The organism is Pseudomonas sp. GW823-FHT03E05, assembly GCF_058796855.1.
In genome coordinates, this window is record NZ_JBXAJB010000001.1 from 1,234,178 (window position 1) to 1,257,429 (window position 23,252).

Annotated in this window: 20 protein-coding genes; 7 read left to right on the forward strand and 13 right to left on the reverse strand. The window is 66.5% G+C overall.

The genetic code is table 11. From position 1 onward, the window contains the following. A complete protein-coding gene (gene arnB, locus AC1RCO_RS05525; protein WP_011061331.1) occupies positions 1 to 1,140 on the reverse strand; it encodes a UDP-4-amino-4-deoxy-L-arabinose aminotransferase in 1,140 nt (379 codons plus the stop codon). Between the two features lie 462 nt (positions 1,141 to 1,602). Here arnB and AC1RCO_RS05530 point away from each other — a divergent pair, with 462 nt between their 5' ends. Beyond that, complete coding sequence (locus AC1RCO_RS05530; RefSeq protein ID WP_161467111.1) at positions 1,603 to 2,544, forward strand: site-specific integrase; 942 nt, start codon at positions 1,603 to 1,605, stop codon at positions 2,542 to 2,544. 12 nt (positions 2,545 to 2,556) lie between these two features. On the opposite strand, the gene AC1RCO_RS05535 is transcribed toward AC1RCO_RS05530, so the two are convergent. From AC1RCO_RS05535 to AC1RCO_RS05550, 4 genes are all read right to left on the reverse strand, one after another. After that, positions 2,557 to 2,769, reverse strand: a complete 213-nt coding sequence (locus AC1RCO_RS05535; RefSeq protein ID WP_011061329.1) for a FecR/PupR family sigma factor regulator — start codon at positions 2,767 to 2,769, stop codon at positions 2,557 to 2,559. A 109-nt stretch (positions 2,770 to 2,878) separates the two neighbouring features. Then, the gene (locus AC1RCO_RS05540) at positions 2,879 to 3,943 is read right to left on the reverse strand and encodes an ABC transporter ATP-binding protein (protein WP_053158558.1); all 1,065 of its coding nucleotides are present in this window, start codon (positions 3,941 to 3,943) and stop codon (positions 2,879 to 2,881) included. Next, on the reverse strand, positions 3,940 to 5,550 hold the full coding sequence (locus tag AC1RCO_RS05545; protein ID WP_401332687.1) for an ABC transporter permease: 1,611 nt from the start codon (positions 5,548 to 5,550) through the stop codon (positions 3,940 to 3,942). Before AC1RCO_RS05545 ends, AC1RCO_RS05540 begins: the two co-directional genes overlap by 4 nt. 4 nt (positions 5,551 to 5,554) lie before the next feature. Beyond that, positions 5,555 to 6,568 carry an iron ABC transporter substrate-binding protein gene (locus tag AC1RCO_RS05550; protein ID WP_492617477.1) on the reverse strand — a complete coding sequence of 338 codons (1,014 nt, stop codon included), beginning with the start codon at positions 6,566 to 6,568 and terminating at the stop codon, positions 5,555 to 5,557. Positions 6,569 to 6,869: 301 nt separating this feature from the next. Between AC1RCO_RS05550 and AC1RCO_RS05555 the strand changes: the two genes are divergently transcribed. Together AC1RCO_RS05555 and AC1RCO_RS05560 are read left to right on the forward strand one after the other, a co-directional pair. Beyond that, positions 6,870 to 7,325, forward strand: a complete 456-nt coding sequence (locus tag AC1RCO_RS05555) for a glucosaminidase domain-containing protein (protein ID WP_015635634.1) — start codon at positions 6,870 to 6,872, stop codon at positions 7,323 to 7,325. Then, positions 7,319 to 7,789, forward strand: a complete 471-nt coding sequence (locus AC1RCO_RS05560; protein WP_011061324.1) for a hypothetical protein — start codon at positions 7,319 to 7,321, stop codon at positions 7,787 to 7,789. The genes AC1RCO_RS05555 and AC1RCO_RS05560 overlap by 7 nt, the downstream gene beginning before the upstream one ends. 44 nt (positions 7,790 to 7,833) lie before the next feature. On the opposite strand, the gene AC1RCO_RS05565 is transcribed toward AC1RCO_RS05560, so the two are convergent. The 4 genes from AC1RCO_RS05565 to AC1RCO_RS05580 all read right to left on the reverse strand — a co-directional run bounded on the left by AC1RCO_RS05565 (position 7,834) and on the right by AC1RCO_RS05580 (position 12,322). After that, the gene (locus AC1RCO_RS05565) at positions 7,834 to 9,324 is read right to left on the reverse strand and encodes an aldehyde dehydrogenase family protein (RefSeq protein WP_368994945.1); all 1,491 of its coding nucleotides are present in this window, start codon (positions 9,322 to 9,324) and stop codon (positions 7,834 to 7,836) included. Positions 9,325 to 9,461: 137 nt separating this feature from the next. Beyond that, on the reverse strand, positions 9,462 to 9,896 hold the full coding sequence (locus AC1RCO_RS05570; RefSeq protein WP_041752756.1) for a hypothetical protein: 435 nt from the start codon (positions 9,894 to 9,896) through the stop codon (positions 9,462 to 9,464). A 177-nt stretch (positions 9,897 to 10,073) separates the two neighbouring features. Then, positions 10,074 to 11,546 carry an alpha/beta hydrolase gene (locus AC1RCO_RS05575; RefSeq protein ID WP_370059146.1) on the reverse strand — a complete coding sequence of 491 codons (1,473 nt, stop codon included), beginning with the start codon at positions 11,544 to 11,546 and terminating at the stop codon, positions 10,074 to 10,076. After that, positions 11,546 to 12,322: a helix-turn-helix transcriptional regulator gene (locus AC1RCO_RS05580; RefSeq protein ID WP_492617478.1), complete on the reverse strand. Its 777-nt coding sequence runs from the start codon at positions 12,320 to 12,322 to the stop codon at positions 11,546 to 11,548. The genes AC1RCO_RS05575 and AC1RCO_RS05580 overlap by 1 nt, the downstream gene beginning before the upstream one ends. Positions 12,323 to 12,430: 108 nt before the next feature. Here AC1RCO_RS05580 and AC1RCO_RS05585 point away from each other — a divergent pair, with 108 nt between their 5' ends. Together AC1RCO_RS05585 and AC1RCO_RS05590 are read left to right on the forward strand one after the other, a co-directional pair. Further along, a complete protein-coding gene (locus AC1RCO_RS05585) occupies positions 12,431 to 13,846 on the forward strand; it encodes an MFS transporter (RefSeq protein WP_011061319.1) in 1,416 nt (471 codons plus the stop codon). Positions 13,847 to 13,894: 48 nt separating this feature from the next. Beyond that, a complete protein-coding gene (locus AC1RCO_RS05590) occupies positions 13,895 to 15,211 on the forward strand; it encodes a DUF6687 family protein (RefSeq protein WP_492617479.1) in 1,317 nt (438 codons plus the stop codon). A gap of 33 nt (positions 15,212 to 15,244) precedes the next feature. On the opposite strand, the gene AC1RCO_RS05595 is transcribed toward AC1RCO_RS05590, so the two are convergent. Together AC1RCO_RS05595 and AC1RCO_RS05600 are read right to left on the reverse strand one after the other, a co-directional pair. Beyond that, a complete protein-coding gene (locus AC1RCO_RS05595; protein ID WP_492617480.1) occupies positions 15,245 to 18,517 on the reverse strand; it encodes an acetyl-CoA carboxylase family protein in 3,273 nt (1,090 codons plus the stop codon). 31 nt (positions 18,518 to 18,548) lie between these two features. Beyond that, the gene (locus AC1RCO_RS05600) at positions 18,549 to 20,240 is read right to left on the reverse strand and encodes an AMP-binding protein (protein ID WP_492617481.1); all 1,692 of its coding nucleotides are present in this window, start codon (positions 20,238 to 20,240) and stop codon (positions 18,549 to 18,551) included. A gap of 162 nt (positions 20,241 to 20,402) precedes the next feature. Between AC1RCO_RS05600 and AC1RCO_RS05605 the strand changes: the two genes are divergently transcribed. Both AC1RCO_RS05605 and AC1RCO_RS05610 read left to right on the forward strand, forming a co-directional pair. Then, positions 20,403 to 21,320, forward strand: a complete 918-nt coding sequence (locus AC1RCO_RS05605) for a LysR family transcriptional regulator (protein ID WP_011061315.1) — start codon at positions 20,403 to 20,405, stop codon at positions 21,318 to 21,320. Between the two features lie 71 nt (positions 21,321 to 21,391). Continuing rightward, entirely contained in the window at positions 21,392 to 22,015 is a 624-nt protein-coding gene (locus AC1RCO_RS05610) for a class I SAM-dependent methyltransferase (RefSeq protein WP_492617482.1), read from the forward strand. Positions 22,016 to 22,056: 41 nt separating this feature from the next. Here the strand turns inward: AC1RCO_RS05610 and AC1RCO_RS05615 are convergent, their stop codons facing one another. Together AC1RCO_RS05615 and AC1RCO_RS05620 are read right to left on the reverse strand one after the other, a co-directional pair. Then, positions 22,057 to 22,536, reverse strand: a complete 480-nt coding sequence (locus AC1RCO_RS05615; protein ID WP_011061313.1) for a copper chaperone PCu(A)C — start codon at positions 22,534 to 22,536, stop codon at positions 22,057 to 22,059. Then, complete coding sequence (locus tag AC1RCO_RS05620; RefSeq protein WP_011061312.1) at positions 22,536 to 23,141, reverse strand: SCO family protein; 606 nt, start codon at positions 23,139 to 23,141, stop codon at positions 22,536 to 22,538. The genes AC1RCO_RS05615 and AC1RCO_RS05620 overlap by 1 nt, the downstream gene beginning before the upstream one ends. Between the last annotated feature and the right edge of the window lie 111 nt (positions 23,142 to 23,252).

The following is a 23,252-nucleotide window of genomic DNA, read 5'->3' on the forward strand; positions in this document are numbered from 1 at the left end:
TCAGTCCAAAAGGTTTGCAATGGCACCGGTCACCCGCTCGACATCGTCGAGGGTCATGTCCGGAAACAGTGGAATCGAGCATAGCCGCGCCGAATTCCATTCGGTATGGGGCAGCTGCACTTCAGGGAAGCGCTGTCGGTAATAGGTATGCAGGTGCGTCGCAATGAAGTGGATACCGGTGCCGATGTTCTGTTCCTGCAGGCCTTTCATGAAGGCTTCGCGGTCCAGGCCGCAGCGTTCGGCGTCGATGCGCAGGATGAACAGGTGCCAGGCATGCTGCTGCGGGTACTGGGGCAGGAGCAGGGGCTGTACCGGCAAGCCTTCCAGACGCTGCAGGTAGGCCTTGGCCAGTACTTCACGCTTGGCGTTGATCTCGTCCAGGCGTTGCAGTTGCACCAGGGCAATGGCCGCGTTCATGTCCGCCAGGTTGTACTTGAAGCCGGGCTCGATGACCTGGGCCTGTGGCTTGCGGCCATGGGTCAGGCGGTCGTAGGCGTCCACTCCCAGGCCGTGGAACTTGAGCATGCGCACGCGGTTGGCCAGGGCTTCGTCATCGCTGACGAACATCGCGCCTTCGGCGCACGTCATGTTCTTGATCGCGTGGAAGGAAAAGATCGCCGTGCCCCGGGCGCCGATGGCGCGGCCACGGTAGGTGGTACCGGCGGCGTGGGCGGCGTCTTCGATCACCGCGATGCCGTGCTTGTCGGCCAGGGCATAGAGCGGGTCGAGGTCGAAGGCTGCGCCGGCGTAGTGCACCGGGATGATCGCCTTGGTCCGCGGGGTGATGGCGGCTTCGATGGTGGCGGCGTCGCTCATCAGGGTGTCGGGGTCGACATCGACGAACACCGGGGTGGCGCCCAGCAGGCAGATCATGTTGGCGGTGGAGACCCAGGTCTGCGACGGGGTGATCACTTCGTCCCCGGGGCCGATGCCCAGGGCCAGCAGGGTGATGTGCATGGCGCCGGTGGCGGAGGACAGTGCCACGGCGTGGCGGGCGCCGACGCGTTCGGCGAACTGCTGTTCCAGTTCCTGGTTTTTCGGGCCGGTGGTGATCCAGCCGGAGCGCAGAACCTGCTCCACTGCAGCAATCTCTTCTTCGCCAATACTCGGGCGCGAGAAAGGAAGGAAAGCCTGGTTCATGGTTACCTCGGGTTTACACAATGCGAATTACTGGAATACGGGTTGCTGCGGGTGAACGGACAGTTCATGGAAAGCGGGGAGGTCTTGCAGTCATCAAGGCGCATCCAGTTATTGAGCCAACAGGGCATTCCATGCAGCGAATCAGTAAAGACTAGGTTTGTGAAAAGTAAAGGTGGATCAAGGTGTTATCTTTACAACCTGAGAACAAACTGCACTCGGACGGTTGTCTGTCGGGGGCTGAGATTAAGCCGAAAATTGTGAAACGAATATGAAAAATAAGGTAAAAGTCCGTTTTTCTGCGAGCCAGACAGCTAGTGTTCAGTTTGTTTCCAAAGTTATCGAAGTGCGCAGGCCTGGCGGCTTTTGTAACCAGTTTTCAATGGGTATTGAAGGGGCCTGCGGGAGTATTTTTTTCACCTCGCCAAGGTGCTACCCGGTACAACCTTGCCCAGCGGAGCATCCATGAACCTGCCGGGCCATGACCGCGCCGCCGGCCTTGACGCGCCCAACCCCTTGAACCTGTACCTGAAGCGCCTGGCCCCCTCCAGCCAGTCGACCCTGCGTTATGTGCTGCAGGACGCCGCCGACCGCCTGGGCTACGCCGAACAGAACCTGGAAGAAATCCCCTGGCACCTGCTGCAACCCGAGCATGTCACGGCCCTGGTGGCCACCTTGCGCGAGGACGGCTATGCGCCCAATACCTCATCGCTGTACGTCAACGCCCTGCGCGGGGTGATGAACGAGGCGTGGCGGGCCAGCCTGATCAGCCAGGACCACCTGCTGAAGATGCGTTCGGTCAAGGCCATCAGCGGCACGCGCCTGGCCCGCGGCCGCAACCTCAAGCGCGGCCTGATCCATGAACTGATGGCCGTGTGCGCTTCCGACCCGCGCCCCCAGGGCGTGCGCGATGCAGCGCTGATTGCGCTGCTCTATGGCTCGGGCATGCGCAAGTCCGAGTCGGTCAACCTGGACCTGGCCCAGGTGGATTTCAGCGAGCGCAGCCTGCAGGTGCTGGCCAAGGGCAATCGTCAGTTGATCAAGTACGCACCCACCTGGGCTTTCGACAAGCTGCAGGCCTGGCTGGAGCTGCGCCGCCGGCATCTGCCCGCGGGCCTGGTAGACGACCCGTTCCTGTTCAACCGCATCCGCCGGGGCGGGCACATCACTCGCGAGCGCATCACCAAGCACGCCATCTACTACATTGCCCGGCAACGCGGGGCCGAGGTGGGCGTGCGGATCATGCCCCATGATTTCCGGCGCTCGTTCATCACCCGGGTGATCGAGGAACACGACCTGTCGCTGGCGCAGAAACTGGCTCACCACAGCAACATCCAGACCACCGCCAGCTATGACCTGCGCGATGACAACGAGCGGCGCCGGGCCATCGACCGCTTCGATCTGTAGGCCGTGGCCGGGTCAGAGCGAGGGCAGGGTGGGCGACAACTGCCCGGTGAGGTCCCAGGCTTCCAGCATCTTCGCGTACTCGAAGGCATGGCTCGGGTCGCTCTGCAGCCAGTCCTCGAATGCCCGGCGCTCGGCCAGGCTGCAATCGGCCTCGCGCAGGCGCATGCACCAGTGCGCGGCCTGCATCATCAGGTATTCCTCTGCTTGGCTGGCAGAATCAGTCATGGTTCATTCCTTGTTCAAGGTGGAGCCGGTAGCCACGCTGTACAGCGGCATGGCTGAAGTATCGGAGCGATTGCCGCGCGTGACCATGATCAAGGGCAGCATCCTTCACTCAAGCACCGGGGGCCGCCCCCAGCACATGGGCATGCCCCAGGGTGCGGATGCGCACCCGGCTGCCGACCGGTAGCGCATGCAGGCCGGAACTGCGGACCGGCACCAGTTGTTCATGGCCCCCGGCACCGGCCACGCCGATGCTCAGGGTGCAGGTGTTGCCGGCAAAGTCGCAGTCCCTGACCACTCCCGGGCAACTGCCGGCGCCATCGCCGTCGTCCGCCAGCACCTGCAGTTGCTCGGGGCGCAGCATGATCCGCGCCGGGCCCTTGAGCGAGCGCTCGCGGATCGGCACCTGCCCCAGGTCACATTGGGCCAGCCCCTGGTCCAGCTGCGCCGGCAGCAGCACCGCCTCGCCGAGAAACAGCGCAGTCTGGGCATCCCGCGGGTGCTGGTACAGCTCCAGCGGCGCACCGGCCTGCACCAGCCGGCCCTGGCGCATCACCGCCAACTGGTCGGCAAAGGACAAGGCCTCGGCCTGGTCATGGGTGACCAAAATGGTGGTCACCCCGGCCTCAGCCAGGAGCCGTGCCACGGCCTTGCGCATCGAGGCCCGCAGGCCGGTATCGAGGGCGGAAAAGGGTTCGTCCAGGAGCATCAGCCGCGGGCGCTGCGCCAGGGCCCGGGCCAGGGCAACCCGCTGCTGCTGGCCGCCGGAAAGCTCGTGGGGCCAACGGGCGGCCAGGCTGCTATCCAGAGCCACCATGTCCAGCAGCTCGGCAATGCGCTGCTGCCTCTGCGGGTTCTTGCCCGTCAGGCCGAAGCCGATATTGGCCGCCACGTTGAGGTGCGGAAACAGCGCGCCATCCTGGGGTACATAGCCGATCAGGCGCTGATGGGCCGGCACCGCGCCCTGAGCGTCCGCCAGCACCTGGCCATTGAGGCTGATGCGCCCGCGATCGGGAAACTCGAAGCCGGCGATCATTCGCAGCAAGGTGGTCTTGCCCGAGCCCGAAGGGCCGACGATAGCCGTGCGGCTGCCGGCGGGCATGCTGAGGCTGATGTCCTGCACCGCCGGCACGCCGCCGAAGGATTTGTGCACTGCGTGGAGTTCGAGAGCGTTCATCGGCCCGCCGTACGTCTGGATTGATGGTAGAGGAGGCCGGTCAACGGCAGGGACAGCAGGATCATGATCAGGGCATAGGGCGCCGCGGCGACGTAGTCGATCTCGCTGGTCCTGGCCCAGAAGCCGGTGGCCAGGGTGCGGGTGCCGTTGGGCGCCAGCAGCAGGGTCGCGGTCAGTTCATTGCTGATGGCCAGGAATACCAGCGCCGCGCCGGCTGCCGCTCCCGGTGCCGCCAGGCGCAGGGTGACCCGCCACAGCGCCTGGAGCGGCGAGCGGCCCAGGCTGCGGGCGATGTTTTCCAGCTCCACCGGTGCCTGGGCGATACCCGCCCGCAGGCTGACCAGGGCCCGGGGCAGGAACATCAGCAGGTAGGCCAGGAGCACGGTGAAGCTGGTCTGGTAGATCGGCCTGGCGAATTTCACCGTGACCGTCACCAGGGCCAGGGCCACCACGATGCCGGGCAGGGAACTGGTGAGGTAGTTGCAGCTTTCCAGTAGCCGCAGCAGGCGCCCCGGGGCACGGATCGACAGCCAGGCCACGGGGATCGCCGCACAGGTGGTCAACAGCGCCCCCAGGCTGGCCAGCATCAGGGTCTGGCGCAGGCTGGGCAGCAGCTCCGGCACCTGCCAGACCTCAAGGCCGCCGGCCAGCAGCCAGTTGCCCAGGGTCAGCAGGGGCACGCCCAGGGCCAGAGCACTGGTCAGCGCCGCCAGCAACAGCCCGGCGGCCCGGGCCACGCCGCGCAAGGCCTGGATGCGCTGGGGCCGCGGGCTGCCCGAGCCGACCCGGGCATAGCGCGCCTGGCCACGGCTGGCGGACTCCACCCCCAGCAGCACCAGGCAGCACAGCACCAGGATGCCCGCCAGCATGTTCGCCGCCGGGCCGTTGTAGGTGGATTGGAACTGGTCGTAGATGGCGGTGGTGAAGGTGTCGAAGCGGATCATTGCGTACAGGCCGTACTCGGCCAGCAAATGCAGGCCCACCAGCAAGGCACCGCCGCCCACGGCCAGGCGCAACTGTGGCAGTACCACCCGCAGGAACAGGGCCCAGGGTTCGAGCCCCAGGGCCTCGGCCACGTCTTCCAGGGCCGGATCCAGCCGGCGCAGGGTGGCCGCCGCCGGCAGGTAGACAAAGGGGAAGTAAGCAATCACCGACACCAGCACCGCCGCTGGCAAGCCGTGCAGCGCGGGCGCCAGGCTGACCCAGGCATAGCTGTGGACGAACGCCGGCACGGCCAGGGGCGCCACGGCCAGCAGCGACCAGATGCGCCGCCCGGGCAGGTCGCTGCGTTCGGTCAGCCAGGCCAGCGCAATCCCCAGCAGCACGCACAGCGGCAGGGTCAGCACCAGCAGCAACAGGGTATTGCCCAGCAGCTGCGCGACTCGCGGGCGCAGCACCAGCTCGGCGATGGTCGCCCAACCGGTCTGGATCGAGATGCCGACGACAAATCCCAGGGGCAGCAGCGCCCACAGCGACACCAGCAGCGCCGCGCCCAACAGCCAGGGAGCGGCCCGCCGTCCCGGCCCGTGGCGGCGATAGCCAGTGTGGGTCGCGGCAGCGACCCGGGTCGTATCCCCGGCGGGCAAGCGTGAGAGGTCGTCGGCCATGGGTTTACAGGAGGCCGGCCTGGGTCATCAGGTCCACGGCTTTCTTGCTGTTGAGCCTGGCGGCGTCAACCTTGGGCGCGTCCAGCTCGGCCAGGGGCACCAGCTTGGGATTGGACTGCGCGCCCAGGCCCACCGCGTATTCGAACGACTTGCCGCTGCCGAGCACTGCCTGGCCCTTGGCGCTGGTGATCCACTTGAGGAAAGCCTGGGCCTGCTCCTGGTGCTTGCTGGAAGCCAGAACCGCACCGCCGGAAAGGCTGACAAACGCCCCTGGATCCTGGTGCTTGAAGTAGTGCAGAGCGGTGTTCTTGCTGTTTTCCCCCGTCTTGGCCTGGTCGACGAAGCTGTAGTAGTGATAGATCACACCACTGTCCACCTGGCCGGCGTTGACCGCCTTGAGCACCGCGCTGTTGCCCCGGTAGAGGCTGGCATTGCTCTTCATCCCCTTGAGCCATTCCAGGGTGGCGGCTTCGCCCTTGAGTTCCAGCACCGCGCTGACAATGGCCTGGAAGTCGGCTCCGGCAGGGGATGCGGCCCAGCGGCCTTTCCAGGCTGGGTTCGCCAGGTCGAGCAGGGACTTGGGCAGGTCGGCCTGCTGCAGCTTGGCCGGGTTGTAGACGAACACCGTGGAGCGCGCGGCGATGCCCACCCAGTTGCCGTGGGTTGGACGATAGGCAGCCGCCACTTGCTCCAGGGTGGTCGGAGCCACTTTGGCGAACAGCCCGGCGTTGTCCACCAGGGCCATGGCCGGTGAGTTCTCGGTGAGGAACACGTCCGCCGGCGAAGCCTGGCCTTCCTGCACCAGCTGGTTGCCCATTTCGCTGTCATCACCGTTACGCAGGGTGACCTTGATCCCGGCGTCCCGGGTGAAGCCTTCGACCCAGGCCTTGGTCAGGCCTTCGTGCTGGGCGTTGTACACCAGCAGGCCGTCGGCATCGGCCGCATAGGCATGGCCGGCAGTCAGCAAGGCACCGACCAGCAGGCCGGTTTTCAAGCGTGAGGGGATACGTGGGGTCATGGAGAAGGCAGCTCCTGCGGTGGTTTTTGGATGCATCAAGCCGGAAGAATCGAGCCGTCGGGCAGCTCGAACAATAGGAATCATTTGCAAATGAAAACTGCGCGCAATGTAGAGCGGCAAACAAGAAAAAATCGTCAAATTTATGGTGAATTCCCGTGATGCCCGGAGGTTCTCGCGGTAGCCGGTCACGCGTCTGCCTTGAGGCTGTGACGCACTCGACAGCGTGGGCCCCGGGTTGCTTTATAATCACGCGGCGAAAACCGCAGTAAATGGAATTGACCGGTCAACCGAGGGAACAAACGTGAGCGCCAGACTCTGCAACAACATCAGTGCCGTGACCTTTGTCAGCAAGTACAAGGCGGTGTGCCAGCCGATTGCCGACCAGCTGGACCTGCCGGTGGAAAACCTGCTGGGCCTGGCCGCCCAGGAAAGCCAGTACGGCACCGGGCGCATTGCCCGGGAACTGAACAACTACTTTTCCATGCACGCACCGGCCCCCCTGCAGATCGGCGCCGAGGCGCCCCTGGGCAACGCCAGCATCAAGGTGGCCAAGTTCGACTCCTTCCAGAAGTCCGCACAGTCCTTTGCTTCGAGCTTTGGCACGGCAGTACGTGGCCAGCGTGACCCCATGGCATTCGCCCAGGCGCTGGTACGCAGCGGCTACAACACCGGCAACGCCAAGACCGGCGGCCGGGATGGCTTCGCCCGCTACCTGGCGGACATCATCATCGCGGTCAGAGGGCGCATGGCGTGCTGAAACTCAAGAGTCCTTCCTGGGTGCTTGGCCTGTCCCTGGCCTGCACCACACTGGTGGCCTGCGCCACCGATAGCCTGCAGCCGGCGCGGATCAAGGACAGCGGCCTGACCCGCGAACAGGCGGAGCAGGTCCTGCGGGTGGCCCTCAAGCACCAGGACTATCAGTTGCAGCGCCCCGGGGTGTTCATCGACGGCGACCTGCAGGACGAAAACGGCAAGCCGCCCCATCCCGGGTACTACGACTTCAGCCTCGGCTACAACGATCCCAAGGCCGGGGCCACCGAGTACTGGGGCCTGTTCTCGGTCAGCCTGAACACGGGCGATACCTGGGAAATCAACAGCTGCAAGCGCCTTGATGGCGCCGAGCTGCGAGCCTTGCAGCGGCGGGTGATGGCCCGCACCGGCAAGAGCCTGGCGGATGAAAAAAGCCAGCGCGAGGGCCTGGGCTGCGAAGACCAACAATAAGCCTAGGAGCACCGTCGCCGCGTGCTCTTCCAACCTCTGGCTCATCACTCGGGCAGCCCTGCGGCAAAGGCTTGCACCGGCGCCTGCTGCGTGGCCGGGGCCGCTGCAGCACCGAGCAATAGGCGCTTGGGCCGCCGAAAAGCATCCAGGGCCCTGGGAGACAGGTCGCCGGCCAATTGCGACAGGGTCCAGTGGTGCTCGCTGTCGGGGTGGTTCGGCACGGGCGGCGGGTTGATCCGCACCCGGGCGCTCAGTAAGCGTTGGGCCAGCTGCACCGCGTGCGCCGGATCTTTACTGAACAGGGTCACCTCAAAGCTTGCCGGGCAATCGTTGGCCAGTTGCGCGGCTGCGCCAAGGTCACTCACCCGTCGGATGACCGCCACCGGGCCCAGGCACTCTTCCTGGGTGATGACCATGTCGTCGTCGATCTCGGTGAGGATCACCGGTGGTTGCAGGCTGCCGGGCAGCGGGTTTTCGAGTGCCTGTTCTCCGGCCAGCAGTGCGGCGCCCTTGGCCAGGGCGTCACGCACCAGCCGCCGGACTTTGTGCCGTGCGGCCTGGCTGATCAGCGGCCGCACAGCGCTGCTGGAGTCGTGGCCCGGGTTGTGGGTGTGCTCGATGAAGTGCCGGACGAACTGGTCATGAACCTGCGCCTCGACGAAAAAATGCTGGATCGACAGGCAACTCTGGCCACCGCGGCTGAAGGCGGCGCGAGCTCCGTAGGCGGCGGCGAGTGCGACGTCGGCGTCCTGGGCAACGATCATCGCGCCGCGGCCGGTGCTCTCGATCGCACAGGGCTTGAGCAGTTCGGCGCAGGTCACCGCCACCGCGCTGGCAGCGCCGACACTGCCGGTGAAGGCTACGGCATGGGTGCCGCTGGACTGCAGCAGCCATTGCCCGGTGGCGGCGTCCCCGGGAATGCACGAGACCAGCCCCGCCGGCAGGCCAGCGAAGTGCTGCATGAAGGCCAGGGTGGACAGGCTGGCGTTCTGCGCCGGCTTGACCAGGCAACTGTTACCGGCCGCCAGGGCCGCGGCCAACGTGCGCCCCAGCAGGGCAATGCCCAGGGCGAACGGCAGGATATGCACGCTGACGCCATAGGGCTCGTACCGTAGCCGGCACTGCGCTGCACCGCTCGGGCTCGGGGCCGGGACATCGCTGTCGGCCAGTGCCCCGTAATAGCGGAACACGGCTGCGCAGTGATCCAGCTCGGCCCGGGCTTCGGCCACGCAAAGCGCCAGTTCCCGAGTCATCTGCCGGATGATCTGCCGGTTCAGTTCACTGTCGGCGGCCATGCTGTCCGCCAGTTGCAGCAACAGCGCCTGACGCTGATCCGTATCCAGCAGGCGCCACAGGGTGTGGGCAACGTTGGCCGCCGCCACCGCGGTGTGCACATCGTCCTTGGTACAGCTGGGGTTGAGCCCGATGGGCTCGCGGGTGTCCGGGTTGAACACTTGGTGCGGGGCATCGCCGGAAGCCGGCAGGTACAGCGGGTTGATATAGAACTGCGGGTTCCAGGGTTGAAAACCGTGCATTGGAAGATCCCTTTCCAAGTGTGCCGGGACTGGCAACGATGGCAACGCCGGGCCACCGCGGCGCGGTGGTCATTCAGCGGGGAGTCTAGGAAGGGGAGTGCAGAGGCGTCTTGTACGATTGTGCGAGGGCCGGGTGCTCAGAGGCGGTAGCCGACGTTGACCATCACCGCCGCGGCCCCCAGCACCACCAGCTCTGCGCCCACCGGGCCGTAATGGGTGCCGATGGCCGGGATCAGCACTGGCGCCACGCCAAAGTGGTTCAGCGGGATCTTGTCCTTGTAGTCGCCCTTGTAGCCCTGGATCAGGCCGCCACTGAGCTTGGCGTAAACCGGCCAGTCGGCATTTTCCCAGGCCTTGCCGACGTAGGCGTAGTAGGAACGCTGGGAGAAGGAGTTGCGAAAGGTGCTCACGCCCCACAGTTCACCGTCGGCGTAGTTGCGCTCCAGGCCGATCAGGTCCTGGTGGTTGTTGTGGTCGGGGTCGTTGCTCCAGTGGTTGGTGTACACGCTGGTCTGTACGTACCAGAAGTCCTGTTGCTGGTCGGCCTGGGCACTGGCGGCCGCACCCAGCATCAGCAGGGCCACAGCGGCGGCTTTCAGGGTGCGGTGCTTGGGCGTTGGCAGGCGCAGGGCCGGAGATTGAAGCATGGAGATCATGGTCTTTCCCTGCCATGGCGGCAGTTGCGCCCCCTCGGAAATCAAGGAGGGTAGGGGGCGGCGAAACTACCACTCGGGCATTCACGGGATCAATCAATGAACTGTTGCTTTATCTATCTGCGCCTCGATGCGCTGGATCAGGTAGGGGTAGAACGGGTTCGCGCTCAGGCGCATCAGCTCATCCATGGGCACCACCAGCACACCCCGTTCGCCACGGGCGGCAATGGTGCCCAGGTGCACGCCAAAATCCTCATCGGGGCTGGGCTGGGTGCCGTACAGGCCGTCATCGACGGGGAAGGGCAATGCCACATGGGACAGGGAAAACACCCCCGGCGGGTAGGCCAGGCCAAGGGGCCGCCGGCTGCTGTCCGGGCTCAGGGCGGGGGTGCTCACTTCTTCCAGTGCCGCGCTGCCCGTGCCTTCGTTGCTGAGGATGCGGGTGGTGTAGTTGCGTGGCGCGGGCGGTAGCAGGCTGGCCAGGGAGGTGACGCTGGCCGGGTCCAGCAGCCCTTCGAAATCACGCTCGCGGTTGAGGTCGAAGATCACCAGTTCACTGCCGTTGGCCGGCAGTTGCCGGTACAGCCCACTGACCAGGGCCGGGGTGCTGACGGTGGCGTCGGTCAACGACTGGAAGCTGAGGATAGGTGGCAACCGGGCCAGCCGTGGATCGCCCACCAGAGCCAGCAGCTGCTTTTGCAGGGTGTCGGTCAGCAGCCAGGACTGGCGTGCGGCATTGGCTGGAAACGAGTTGTACTTGAACGGGTTGTATTCGGGCCGCAGGTTGAGCCACGCCGCCTTGCTGAAGGCCGGGAACACCGCAGGCAAGGCGGCCAGCCCGGCAAAACGGGCGGACGAGGCGACGCCGATCATCGGGGAAATCAGTACCAGGCGCTGGGCCTGGGGCAACTGCGGGTCGCTCAAGGCATCCAGGGTGTACTTGACCGCCAGTGCGGCGCCGTTGGAGTAGCCCACCAGGTGCAGCGGAGCCGGCGCCGGCACTTCGGCCCGGGCGGTACGCAGGGCCAGGCGGGTGGCGGCCAGCCAGTCCTGCCACTGGGCATCGGTCAGCCCCGCCGGCACCGTGCCATGGCCGGGCAGGCGCAAGCCGATGGCCAGGTAACCGTGCTCGACGTAGCGCTGGGCGACATGCCGCAGGCTGTAGGGCGAATCGGTCAGGCCGTGCAGCAGCACCACCACGCCCCGGGGCGTACCCGCCGGGCGCAACAGGTAGGAACGGTTCCAGTTCGTGGCAAAGCGTGGCGGGTAGGCCCGGCTGTCCTGGCGGTAGCGGTTGAAGCGCGGTACCTGCCCGGGGTCCAGGCGCTCGCTGACCTGCTGCCGGACCTCGGTGAATACCCGGTCCTCGGCCTGCAGCCAGACGCCCCAGTCGGCGTGGTCCAACTGCTCCACGCTCAGTTCATGGGGCACCTTCAGGTGCCAGGGCTGCAGCGCCGGGCCGCGCTCGCTGTCGTAAGCCCGCCAGGCCAGCAGGGTCAGGGTGGCGACGCCGAGGATCAGCGCGCCCTGTTTGAGCAGGCGGGACAGGACTGGCAGGGGCACGGGCATCAACTCACTGGGGTGGCACGGATGCGATAGACGCAGCGTCGATCGCCGGTAATCAGGTGTTCCACGCGCTGTACCTGGCCCAACTCGCCGATGGCGGCCTGGAACACTTGCAACTCGGAACGGCAGAAGCCCTGGCACTGCTGGGCCGCGACGCAGATCGGGCAATGGCTCTCGATCAGCAGCCAGGCATCGCCGTCGGCTTCGACACTGGCCATGTAGCCGGCCACTTCACGGATCTGCGCCAGGGCCCGGACCCGCTGCTCCAGGGTCGGCAACGGCGCGCAGACGCTGAGGTACTCGGCGCTGTTGGCCCGCTCCATATCGCTGACGATGCGCTCCACGCCGTCGGTGCCATACACCGCGCGGATCGAATCGATCAACTGCAGGGTCAGGTTGGCGTGGGTGTCGGGAAAGCGCGCCTGGGCCAGCTCGGTGAGCACCCATTTCTGTGAGGGCCGCCCGGCGCCCTGGGCCGGCATCAGTTGGCCGACGATCAGTTCGCTGTCCACCAGCTTCTGCAATTGCTGGCGCGCGGCTTCCTGGGACACCTTGAGCAGCGGCGCCAGGTCGGCGGTTTTCAACGGGCCGCGGGTTTTCAGCAGAAACAGGATCCGCTCGGCGGTAGCCCCGGGGCTTTTCTTATCGGTGGAGGGGGAAATCGAAGACATCTGGGCCATTAACCAATGCACAGGTGGGGTATCAGGAGCGTCCATGACGCCGGCAACCACGCAAGCATAACAGGCTCGGGCGCAGGGGCTCGCAGCTTGTCGATCCATTGCCTGCTGCTGGGGGGAATTGCCGGAACGGCTGGAAAAAACAATTATCAAAGTGTTTGCTTGTGTATTACATTCGCCCAACAGCGAACAACACACATGGAGAACGGCATGGCATCGACAAGCGGATGGTCGGCACTGTTACTGGGCAAGAACGGGCTGCGTTCTGCGGCCCTGGCTGGTGGCGTGGCCCTGCATGCAATCAACGTCTACCTGGTAACCACCCTGTTGCCCTCGGTGGTCAAGGACATTGGCGGCCTGGACTACTACGCCTGGAACACCACCTTGTTCGTGGTGGCCTCGATCATCGGCTCGGTGCTCTCCACCCGGGCCCTGGCGCTCCTGGGGCCCAAAGCCGCGTACGGCCTGGCGGGCCTGGTGTTCATGCTCGGTTGCAGCCTGTGCGCCCTGGCGGCGGACATGGGCGGGCTGATCCTCGGGCGCAGCGTCCAGGGGCTGGGGGGCGGCCTGCTGTTCGCGTTGCCCTACGCCATGATCCGCCTGGTGTTCGACGAGCCGCTGTGGCCCCGGGCGATGGCGTTGATTTCCGCCATGTGGGGCGCAGCGACCCTGATCGGCCCGGCGGTCGGCGGAATTTTCGCCGAACATGGGGCCTGGCGCGCGGCGTTCTGGGTGCTGCTGCCCTGCACCTTGCTGTTCATGCTGCTGGCCGTTGCACTGTTGCCGGGCAAGAGTCGGGAAAGCGCGCCCCGTAGCCCGATTCCCGCCCTGCAACTGCTGTTGCTGACCGCCGTGGTACTGGCCATTTCCATCGGCAGCATCACCCCATCGCCGCTGTACAACGCCCTGGGGCTGGGAGCCGGGCTGGTTCTGCTGGTGCCGGTATTCGCTCTGGAGAACCGCGACGGCGCGCGCTTGTTGCCGCGCAATAGCCTGAAGGCCGGGAGTGCCTTGCTGGCGCTGTACATTTCCATGGCCCTGCTGGTGGTGGGCATGACCAGCGAGGTCTTCGTACCGTTGTTTCTGCAGGTGCTGCATCAGCAGACGCCGTTGCTGGCAGGTTATATCGCCGCACTGATGGCCGCCGGCTGGACCCTGGGGGCGATCTTCAGCTCAGGCCTTGGCCCGCGGGGCGCGGCCCGGGCGATTGCCATCGGACCGTTCCTGGTGGTGGCCGGGCTGCTCCTGGCCTGCCTGTTCATGCCTGCCACCGCCACCCCGGCCCTGAGCCTGGGGGCGGTGTGCCTGGCCATGCTGCTGGTGGGCGTCGGTATCGGCCTGGCCTGGCCGCACCTGCTGTCCCGGGTTCTGGAACAGGCCCCGCAGGATCAGAAGGAACTGGCCGGCGCCTCGATTACCACGGTGCAACTGGTGGCCACTGCCCTGGGGGCGGCGCTGGCGGGAATGATCGTCAACCTGGCAGGCCTGACCTCCACGGGCGGGACTGCTGGCGCGGCCCAGGCTGCGGCCTGGCTGTTCGGCCTGTACGCCGGGCTGTCGGCGCTGCTGTTTGTCTCGGTGCGCCAGGTACGGCGCAACGGTTCACCGCACCTGGCCCAAGCCTGAACCCTGTCGGGCGTGCGCCTGGCGTCATTGACCTGTAAGGAAACCACGATGAACAGCCTTGCCACTGATGCGCCGCAACCGGCCTTGATCCTCGATCCGGGGCTGGCCCCGCACTTGCACCACCTGCAGCTCAGGCAGTTGGGAGGAAGGGTGATCGGCATTGCCGACAACCGCTTCACTGACTTGCTCAGCGTTGTCGGCGGGCCCGGCTGCGCGGTGCGCAACGGCAACCCCTGGGACCTGCGCCGGGAGAATATCTGCCAGCTCGGCTATCGCCTGGGCGGGCAGGGCGAATTGAGCCGTGCAACCGCGCCTGCGCCGGCGGCGCCCCCATGGCCGGTGGCAACGCCGGCCCCGCCCCTGGAGCTGGATTTGCCAGCCCTGCGCCTGGGCCGGCAAAGCCGCTATGGCTTCCTGCCCCTGGGCCAGAGCACACACCGCGAGAACATTTCCCTGGATTCCATCGATACCCCGGCGACCCTGCTGACCCTGTCCCATTGGCCGGCGAACAAGACGCCTGTCGAGCACAAGGCCAATCTCTCCACCACCAGTGCCCTGGGCTTTCTCCAGCAGGGGTTGACGGTGGACCGGGCGCAGGTGATCACCAGCGATCATTTCGACCTCGACGGGCTGGCCTCGGTGTATGCCTTCCTGACGCCGGAGCATGCCCTGGGGCACCGCCAGTTGCTGATCGACATTGCCCGCCTCGGTGATTTCTCCCGGGGCACTTCGGCCCAGGCCCTGCACTGCGCCTTTGCCCTGCATGCCCTGGCGGCCCGGGTGCGCGTCGACCCACAGGCCAGCAACGACCGGCAATTGCTGACACGCTTCGCCGCGCTGCTGCCGCAGATGGCCGATGTACTCGACAACACCCGGCGCTATGCGCCCCTGTACGCTCCGGCCATGCTCGCGCTGCAACGCAGCGAGGCGCTGCTGGCCGATCCGGGCACGGTGATCGAGGAGTACCCGGCCATTGATCTGGCGGTGTTTGTCCTGCCCGAGCAGGGCTGGGACGGTTTGGGCGAGTATTGCGGCCTGTCGCCGGTGGCGGTGCACAACCGCAGCCGTTGCGGGGTGCTGGCCATGGTCCGTCAGGGGCGGGTGGAGATTCGCCAGCGCTACGAGAGCTGGGTCGAGCGCATCAGCGGCATTGCCCGGCCCCGGCGCGACCTGGCGATCTTCGCCCGGGCCCTGCAGGAAGCCGAACGCACCCCGGGGCAATGGCACTACGACGGCGTGCAGGAAATCATGCCGGCCCTGAGGTTTGTCGCCAGCCGGCCCAGCAGCCACGCCAGCAGCACCCTGCTGGCCGAGCTGCGCCAGTTCCTCGAACAAGCCCCTGTCGCCTGGGATGCCAACGCCTGAGCAGCGGCCCGCTCCTACGATGGAGGGGCAGGGCTACCAGGTATCGACAAAACCCTGCGCGCGCTCGGCCCAGGGCACCGGGCGCGGTGCGGCCTGCAGGCCACGCAGCAGCCACGCTCGGCTTTCCAGGGGGTCGATCACCGCGTCGATCTCCAGGTAGCTGGCCATGTTCAGCGCCTTGCCCCGGGCGTAGGCCTTGGCCACCAGCTTGTCGAACAGCGCCTGTTGCGACTGCGGGTCGGGCTGGGCCGCCAGTTCCTTGGAGAAGCCCAGGCGCACCGCACCTTCCAGGCCCATGGCGCCGAACTCGGCGCTGGGCCAGGCGACGGTGAACAACGGGCTGTGAAAACTGCCGGCCGCCATGGCCTGCGCGCCCAGGCCATAGCCCTTGCGCAGCACCAGGGTGAAGAACGGCACCGTGAGGCTGGCGGCACTGACAAACATCCGTGACACATGGCGCACCGTGGCCTGCTGCTCCGACTCCGGCCCCACCATGAACCCCGGGGTGTCGCACAGGGACACCAGCGGCAGGCCGAAGGCTTCGCACAGGCGCATGAAACGTGCGGCCTTGTCCCCGGCCGCGGCGTCGATGGCGCCGCCCAGCACCGCCGGGTTGTTGGCCAGCAGGCCGAAGGCCCGGCCTTCGACGCGGATCAGCGCGGTAATCAGCCCCGGGGCGAATTGCCGGCGCAACTCCAGCACGCTGTCGCGGTCGGCCAGGGTCTCGATGACCCGGCGGATGTCGTAGACCCGCAGGCGGTTTTCCGGAATCAAATGCCGCAGCTCACGCTGGTCGGCGCAGTGCCAGTCCTTGAGCGGCCCCTGGAAATAGCTCAGGTACTGCTTGGCCACCTGTACGGCCTCGGCTTCGTCGGCCACCAGCACGTCGATCACTCCGTTGGGGCCTTGTACCGACACCGGGCCCACCTGTTCCGGGGTGAAGCTGCCCAGGCCGCCGCCTTCGATCATCGCCGGGCCGGCCATGCCGATGCTGGCGTTCCGGGTGGCGATGATCAGGTTGCAGCAGCCGAGCAGGGCGGCATTGCCGGCAAAGCAGCGCCCCGAGGCGATGCCCACCGTGGGCACCCAGCCGGACAGCCGGGCCATGGCGGCGAAGGTATGGCAATCCAGGCCGGCGACCCCGACAAAGTCGCTGTCGCCGGGCCGGCCACCGCCGCCTTCGGCAAACAGCACCACCGGCAGCCGCCATTCCTGGGCCAGGCTCAGCAGGCGGTCGGTCTTCTTGTGGTTCATCACCCCCTGGGTGCCGGCGAACACCGTGTAGTCGTAGGCCAGGGCCAGGCAACGGGCGTCCTGGCCGTCGAACAGCCCGGCATTCACCGTACCTATGCCTCCCACCAGCCCATCCGCCGGGCTCAGGGCCTGCAACTCCTCGACGCTGCGCCGACGCCTTCGGGCGGCCAGGGCCATGGCGCCGTACTCCATGAAACTGCCCGGGTCCAGCAGGTGCTCGAGGTTCTCCCGGGCGGTGCGCTGGCCGTTGCGGCGACGCTTGGCCAGCGCCTCCGGACGCTGGGCATCCTCCAGCAAGGCATGGCGTTCGCGGACTTCGGCCAGGTCGGCGCGAATCAGTGCCAGGTCCAGTTGCTCTTCGCTGTGCTGGCCCTGGTCGGCAAACTCCGCCGGCTCCAGAAACAGCAGGGGCTGTCCTTCGCCCAGTGCCTCGCCAACCTGGACGGCCAAGGCCCGGACGATACCGCTGCTCTGCGCCTTGACCTCGAACTCCATCTTCATCGCTTCCAGCACCGCAACCCGCTGGCCAATCCGCAACTCTTCACCCACGGCCACTTCCAGGCTCACCAGCACCCCGGTGCTCGGGGCGTTCAGCGCCGCCGTGCCCGGGGGCGCCTGGACATCGCTGCGAGTGCTCTGCGCAGTGGCGGCCTGCCGGGCAAAGAACATCGGCCGGTGTTGCCCGGCGCAATCTTGCAGCAACTGGGCCCAATGGGCTTCGACGAACCTGGTGTCCACCTGATAGTCCAGCACCGCCGGCTGGCGCAACAGGTTCAACAACAGCCCCAGGTTGCTCGGCACGCCCTCCAGGCGAAACTCGCAAAGCCCACGATAGGCCCGGCCCAGGGCCGCGGGAAAATCCGTACCCTGGGCGATCAGCTTGGCCAGCAACGAGTCATAGCCGGGGTTCACCGGGTAACCGGCATAGCCGTAGCCGTCGACCCGCAGCCCGGGCCCGCTGGGGGCTTCATAGGCACTGAGGGTGCCGGCCACCGGCCCCATGCCGCCATCGGCCAGGGGCTGTTCCAGGTTGATCCGCGCCTGCACGGCAAAGCCTTGGGGCTCTGGTGGCCGGCTCAGGCCCAGGCTGGCCAGGGAGGCGCCCGCGCCAAGGCGCAGTTGGGTGTGCAGCAGGTCGACGCCGGTGATGGCCTCGGTCACCGTGTGCTCCACCTGGATCCTTGGGTTGGCCTCCATGAAATAGAAGCGCCCCGGGTGTTCCTGGTCGAGAAGGAATTCGAAGGTACCAATGCCCTGGTAACGCACTCGCGCGGCCAGGGCCAGGGCGGCGTCGATCAACTGCTGGCGCAACGGCGGGGCAAGGTCCGGGCTGGGGGCGATTTCCACCAGCTTCTGGTGCCGGCGCTGCAGGCTGCAATCGCGCTCCCACAAGTGGCTGACCGCGCCGCTGCCGTCTCCCAGCACCTGGATCTCGATGTGCCGCGCCCGCTGCAGCAGTTGTTCGACATACAGCGCGCCATTGCCGAAGGCCGCCTGGGCTTCGGACTGGCAACGGATGAACGCCTGCTGCAGTTGCCCGGCCTCGGTGACCGCGCGCATGCCCCGGCCACCGCCACCGGCCAGGGCCTTGAGCATCACCGCGCCATGGCGTTCGAGAAAGGCTGCGGCCTGTTCCAGGCTGACTGCTCGGTTGATGCCCTCCAGCAAGGGCACCCCACAATCTTCGGCCAGGGCACGGGCCGCGGCCTTGTCGCCAAACAGTTGCAGCACCTCGGGGCCGGGGCCGATCAGGGTCAGCCCGGCTTCCAGGCAGCCCCGGGCAAAGTCGGGGTTTTCCGCGAGAAAGCCGTAGCCCGGGTGAATCGCCTGGCAGCCCTGTTGCAGGGCCAGGGCGATCAGTTGCTGGCGGTCGAGGTAGGCCGCCACCCCGCGGCCCTTGAGGGGCAGGGCCAGATCGGCCTTGCGCGTGTGCAGGCTGGCGGCGTCGTCCTCGGCAAATACCGCGACGCTGCGAACGCCCAGGTCGGCGCAGGCCCGGGCGATACGGATGGCGATCTCGCCGCGATTGGCGATCAACAGACTCTGGAACATGGCAATTCTCGCAATGCTGAAAAGGAAGGGCTCAGAGCTGTTGTTCCAGCTCGTTCTTCTTGACCTTGCCGGTGGCGGTCATGGGCAGGCTGGCCACCAGGCGGATCTGCGGCACCTTGTAGGCGGCCATCACCTCCTGGCACCAGGCTGCCAGGGCATGCGGGTCCTGGGGCGCATCGGGCTTGAGCACAACGAAGGCCACCGGCTGCTGGCCCCGACGTTCATCGGCGCGGCCGATCACTGCGCTGGCCAGCACCTGCGGGTGCTGGCCGAACAGCGCCTCCAGCTCGCTGGGAAACACGCTCATGCCATTGACCTTGAGCATTTCCTTGCGCCGGCCCAGGTAGCGGATAAACCCTTGTCCGGTGATCTGCCCCAGGTCACCGGTGTGCAGCCAGCCGTCGCGCAGGGCCGCCGCGGACGCCTCCGGGCGCTGCCAGTAGCCCTGCAGCAGGGAAGGGCTGCGCACGCACAACTCGCCCTCGGAGCCCAGGGGCAGCAGGGCGCCGCTGTCGAAGTTGCAGACCTTGAACTCGGTGCCCGGCACCGGCAGGCCGACGAAGGTTGGCGCGCTTTTGAGGTCGAAGTCGTCGGTCTGCAGGCCGGCGGTAAAGGTGTCGCAGGTGTGGGTTTCGGTCATGCCGAAGCTGAACTCGAACAGGGTGCAGCCGGTTTGCGCGCGCCAGCGCTGGCGATAGTCCGGGGTGAGCTTCTTGACGAAAGAGATGCAGCCGGTGGCCTTCAGGGAGCTCAGGTCGTAGTCGGCGACGCTTGGGTGCTCCAGCACTTCGGCGGCGCTGTCCACCAGCAGCCCGCAATGGCTGACCCGGTAGTGCGCCACCGCCGCCATGAAACCCAGGGCGTCCCAGCGCGCCAGCAGCACCAGGCGGCAGCCGGCGTAGATGGGAAACAGCAGGCCGGCGTTTTCCCCGGCGATCCAGAACTCGGGAAGGAAATTGAGCAGCACGCTGTCCTGCCTCAGGCCCAAGGCCACCGGCACGAAGCTGGCGCAGGTGTAGAGCATGTCGCCGTGGCTATGAATGCAGCCCTTGGGCATGCCGGTGGTGCCACCGGTGTAGTTCAGTGCGGCCATATCGCCCAGGGCAGGACGGTGGGCCGGCGTGGCGGCGCGACAGGCCTCCAGGGCGGGGAAAAAGTCGATCACCCCCGGGGCCAGGCGCTTGGGCGCCCGCAGCAGGTCCGGCAGGGGAATGCTCGGGGTGGCCGGGCACAACTCGCTGAGGCTGGTGGCCAGGATCGCGCTCAACTCGCAGGCGTCGCTGACCGCCTGCACCACATCCAGCAGTTGGTCGAAGCACAGGATCACCCGGGCGCCGCTGTCCTTGAGCTGATACTCCAGCTCCAGGGTACGCGCCAGGGGGCTGACCGGCGCGTACACGGCGCCGCACTTGAGAATGCCCCAGAAGCCGATATGCAATTGCGGGCAGTTGGGCAGGTACACCGCCACCCGGTCCCCGGGGCCGATTCCCAGCTCGCCGAGCAAGGCGGCGCACCGGTCGGACAGCCGGTCCAGCTCGGCAAAGCTCAACTGATAGCCATAGAAGTCCAGGGCCACGGCACTGGCTTGCGACTGTGCCCAGGCCCGCAGGTATTCGGTAAGGGGCTGCTGGCCCAGGGGGTACTGCGGGGTACGCGGCGCGCCTTCGGGCCAGGCGGCCTGCTGCAGGGCGTGAAGGTGCTGCTGATAGGCCGCAAGGTCCATGGTGCCTCCTGAATTGTTGTTATCGGCACGGCCATCTTAGGCAGCGCCCGGGGCACCACAGAACCGACGGTTATTCATCGAGATTCATGAATGCGCTACATGGTTCTGCCGGCGCCGGCCCGCTGCTAGCCTGCTGCGGGTCGAGACTGCGAGGGCACAACCATGAACTCACCGCATGAATGGTCAGGGCTGAGCCGCCTGGACCTGAACCTGTTCCGGGTCTTCGAGGTGGTGTACCAGGAGCGCAACCTGACCCGCGCCGCCTCGGTGCTGCACCTCAGCCAGTCGGCCATCAGCCACGCCCTGGCGCGCCTGCGCGCCCAGCTGGACGATCCGCTGTTCGTCCGCGAAGGCTATGGCGTGGCCCCTACGCCGCTGGCCAAGCAACTGGCCCCGGGGATCCAGGACGCCCTCAGCGGTCTGCGCCGCAGCCTCAACCCGGCCCAGGCCTTCGACCCGTTGCGGGACCGCCGGCGTTTCACCCTGAACATGCCGGAGCAACTGGAGCCGGTGATCCTGCCCTTGATCCTGGCGCACCTGAACCGTGTTGCCCCGCACCTGGAAGTGCGCAGCACCAGCGTGCACTGGGCCGACCTGAAGCTGGAGATGATTGCCGGGCGCATTGACCTGGCCATCGAACTGTCGCGGCTCACCGACCCGCAACTGCAACAGCAACTGCTGCTGCAGGACTCCTTCTGCGTGATGGCCGGCCCCGGCTTCAGCGGCGAACTGACGGTGGAACGCTACCTGGCGGCCGAGCATGTGGCGGTGACCTCCAGGCGCCGGGGCATCTGCGTCGAAGACCTGGCCCTGGGGCACCTGGGGGTGGTACGGCGCATCCGCCAGCACTGCCAGCACTTTCTCACCGCCGCGCAACTGGTGGCCCAGGGCGATGGCCTGCTGACCCTGACCCGCAACAATGCGCAGTTGATCAACGCCGGGCTGGGCAACCGGATTCTCGACATGCCCCTGACCCTGCCCGAGGTCTGCCTCAACCTGTACTGGAGCAAGCAAGTGCAGAACGAGTCGGCCAACCGCTGGCTGCGCGGGCAGTTGCTGGAGCTGGCAGGGCGCAGTTGAACGGTTTGACGCCGGGCCCAAGCGCCGTTGTGCTGTAATTTGCGGCCACACACGCACACGGAAACCTGTGGATGCACGAGTCCGCCCGTCATATCGTCGATCTGTACCAGCGTCATGCTCGGGCCTGGGACCAGCGTCGCAGGGCCAACCCCGAGGCCTTCGAGGGAGAGCAGGCATGGCTGGAGCGCTTTCGCCGGGTCATGGGGCAGGGCGGCCAGGTGCTGGACCTGGGTTGCGGAGGTGGCGAGCCGATTGCGCGCAACCTGATCGAACACCAATGTGCAGTCACCGGCGTCGACAGCTCTGCCGCCTTGCTGGACCAGTGCCGCCAGCGCTTTGCCGGGCAGCAATGGATCCACGCTGACATGCGCAGCCTCGCCCTGGACCAGGATTTTGCCGGCATCCTCGCCTGGAACAGCCTGTTCCACCTGAGCCCGGACGATCAGCGCGCCATGTTCGCCGTTTTCGAACGCCACGCCGGCCCGGGCTGTGCCCTGATGTTCACCAGCGGCCCCGAGGCAGGGGAGGCCATCGGCGAATTCGAGGGCCAAGACCTGTACCACGCCAGCCTCTCCCCGGGGGAATACTGCACCTTGCTCGACACCCATGGTTTCGAGGTGGTGCAGCACATCAGCGAAGACCCGGACTGCTGCGGGTTCACCGTTTGGCTGGCGCGGGCGATTGACTGGGGATGAAAAAAAACCGGCCCAAGGGCCGGTTTTTCTTCACGGTGCTGTCAGTGCTTCATCATGCTGTGGTCCGGCGCATTCAGCGCTCGGGCTTGGGCTTCGACCTTGATGGTCTCCTTCTCGCCCTTGGCGTTTTCCACGGTCAGGGTCAGGGGCACTTTGTCGCCGGCCTTGATCTGGCCGGTAAGCTCCATGAGCATCACGTGGTAGCCGTGGGTGTCCAGGCTGACTTTCTGCCCGGCCGGCAGGGCCACGGCGTCCACTTGCTGCATGCTCATCACGTCGTTGTGCATGCTCGACTGGTGGATCTGCACGTTCTTGGCCACTGGCGATTGCACCTCAACCAGCTTGCTGTCGCTGCTGGCGGTGAGGTCCATGAAGGCGCCGCTGGCGTGCTGGCCGGCTACGGTGGCGCGGACCCAGGCGTTGTCCACTTGGGTCGCGGCGCTGGCGGTGCCGCCCAGGCCCAGCAGGGAAACCAGCAGCAGGGCAGCTTTGAGACGGGATGGGCGCTGTAGGGAATGCATTAACAAACCTCCATGACGGTGAGCAGGTCTTCCGCGCACTCTTGGGCGGTAAGGGACTGGGAAAGCCCCAGGCGCAAGGTGCCCCGGGAGTCGAAGACGAAACTGGTGGCGGTGTGGGACAGGGTGTAGGTCGAGCCGCTGGGGATCTTTTCGTAGAACACGCCGAATTCCTTGGCGGTGGCAGCGGTCTGCTCCAGGGTGCCGTACAGCGCCTCGAAGCTGGGGTCGAAGGACTTGACGTAGGCGTCCAGCACTTCGGGGGTGTCGCGCTCCGGGTCCAGGGTGATGAACACCACTTGCAGGCGGTCGCCATCACGGCCCATCAGCTTCTTGGCCTGGGCCGCGCGGGCCAGGGTGGTGGGGCACACGGCCGGGCACTGGGTGAAGCCGAAGAAAATCATCGGCATCAGGCCGCGGTAGCTGGACAGCGACTTGGTTTCGCCCTGGGAATCGGTGAGTTTGAAGGTGCGGCCAAGAATCTGATTGCTCAGGTCCTTGCCGTATTTGAAGGACAGTCGGGGACTGTTGTCGCAACCGGCGAGCAGGCCCAGGCCGAGCACTCCGGCGCTGGTGAGCAGGGTGCGGCGAGTCAGCAGAACACTCATGAAATAACGCCCTTTGAACAGCCAGACAGGCAAAAACCCGCGCATGGTAACAAACAGACGAAAGCGGCGGCGGGCTAATTAGACCAATGCCTGCGGCCATCGGTCGCAGGT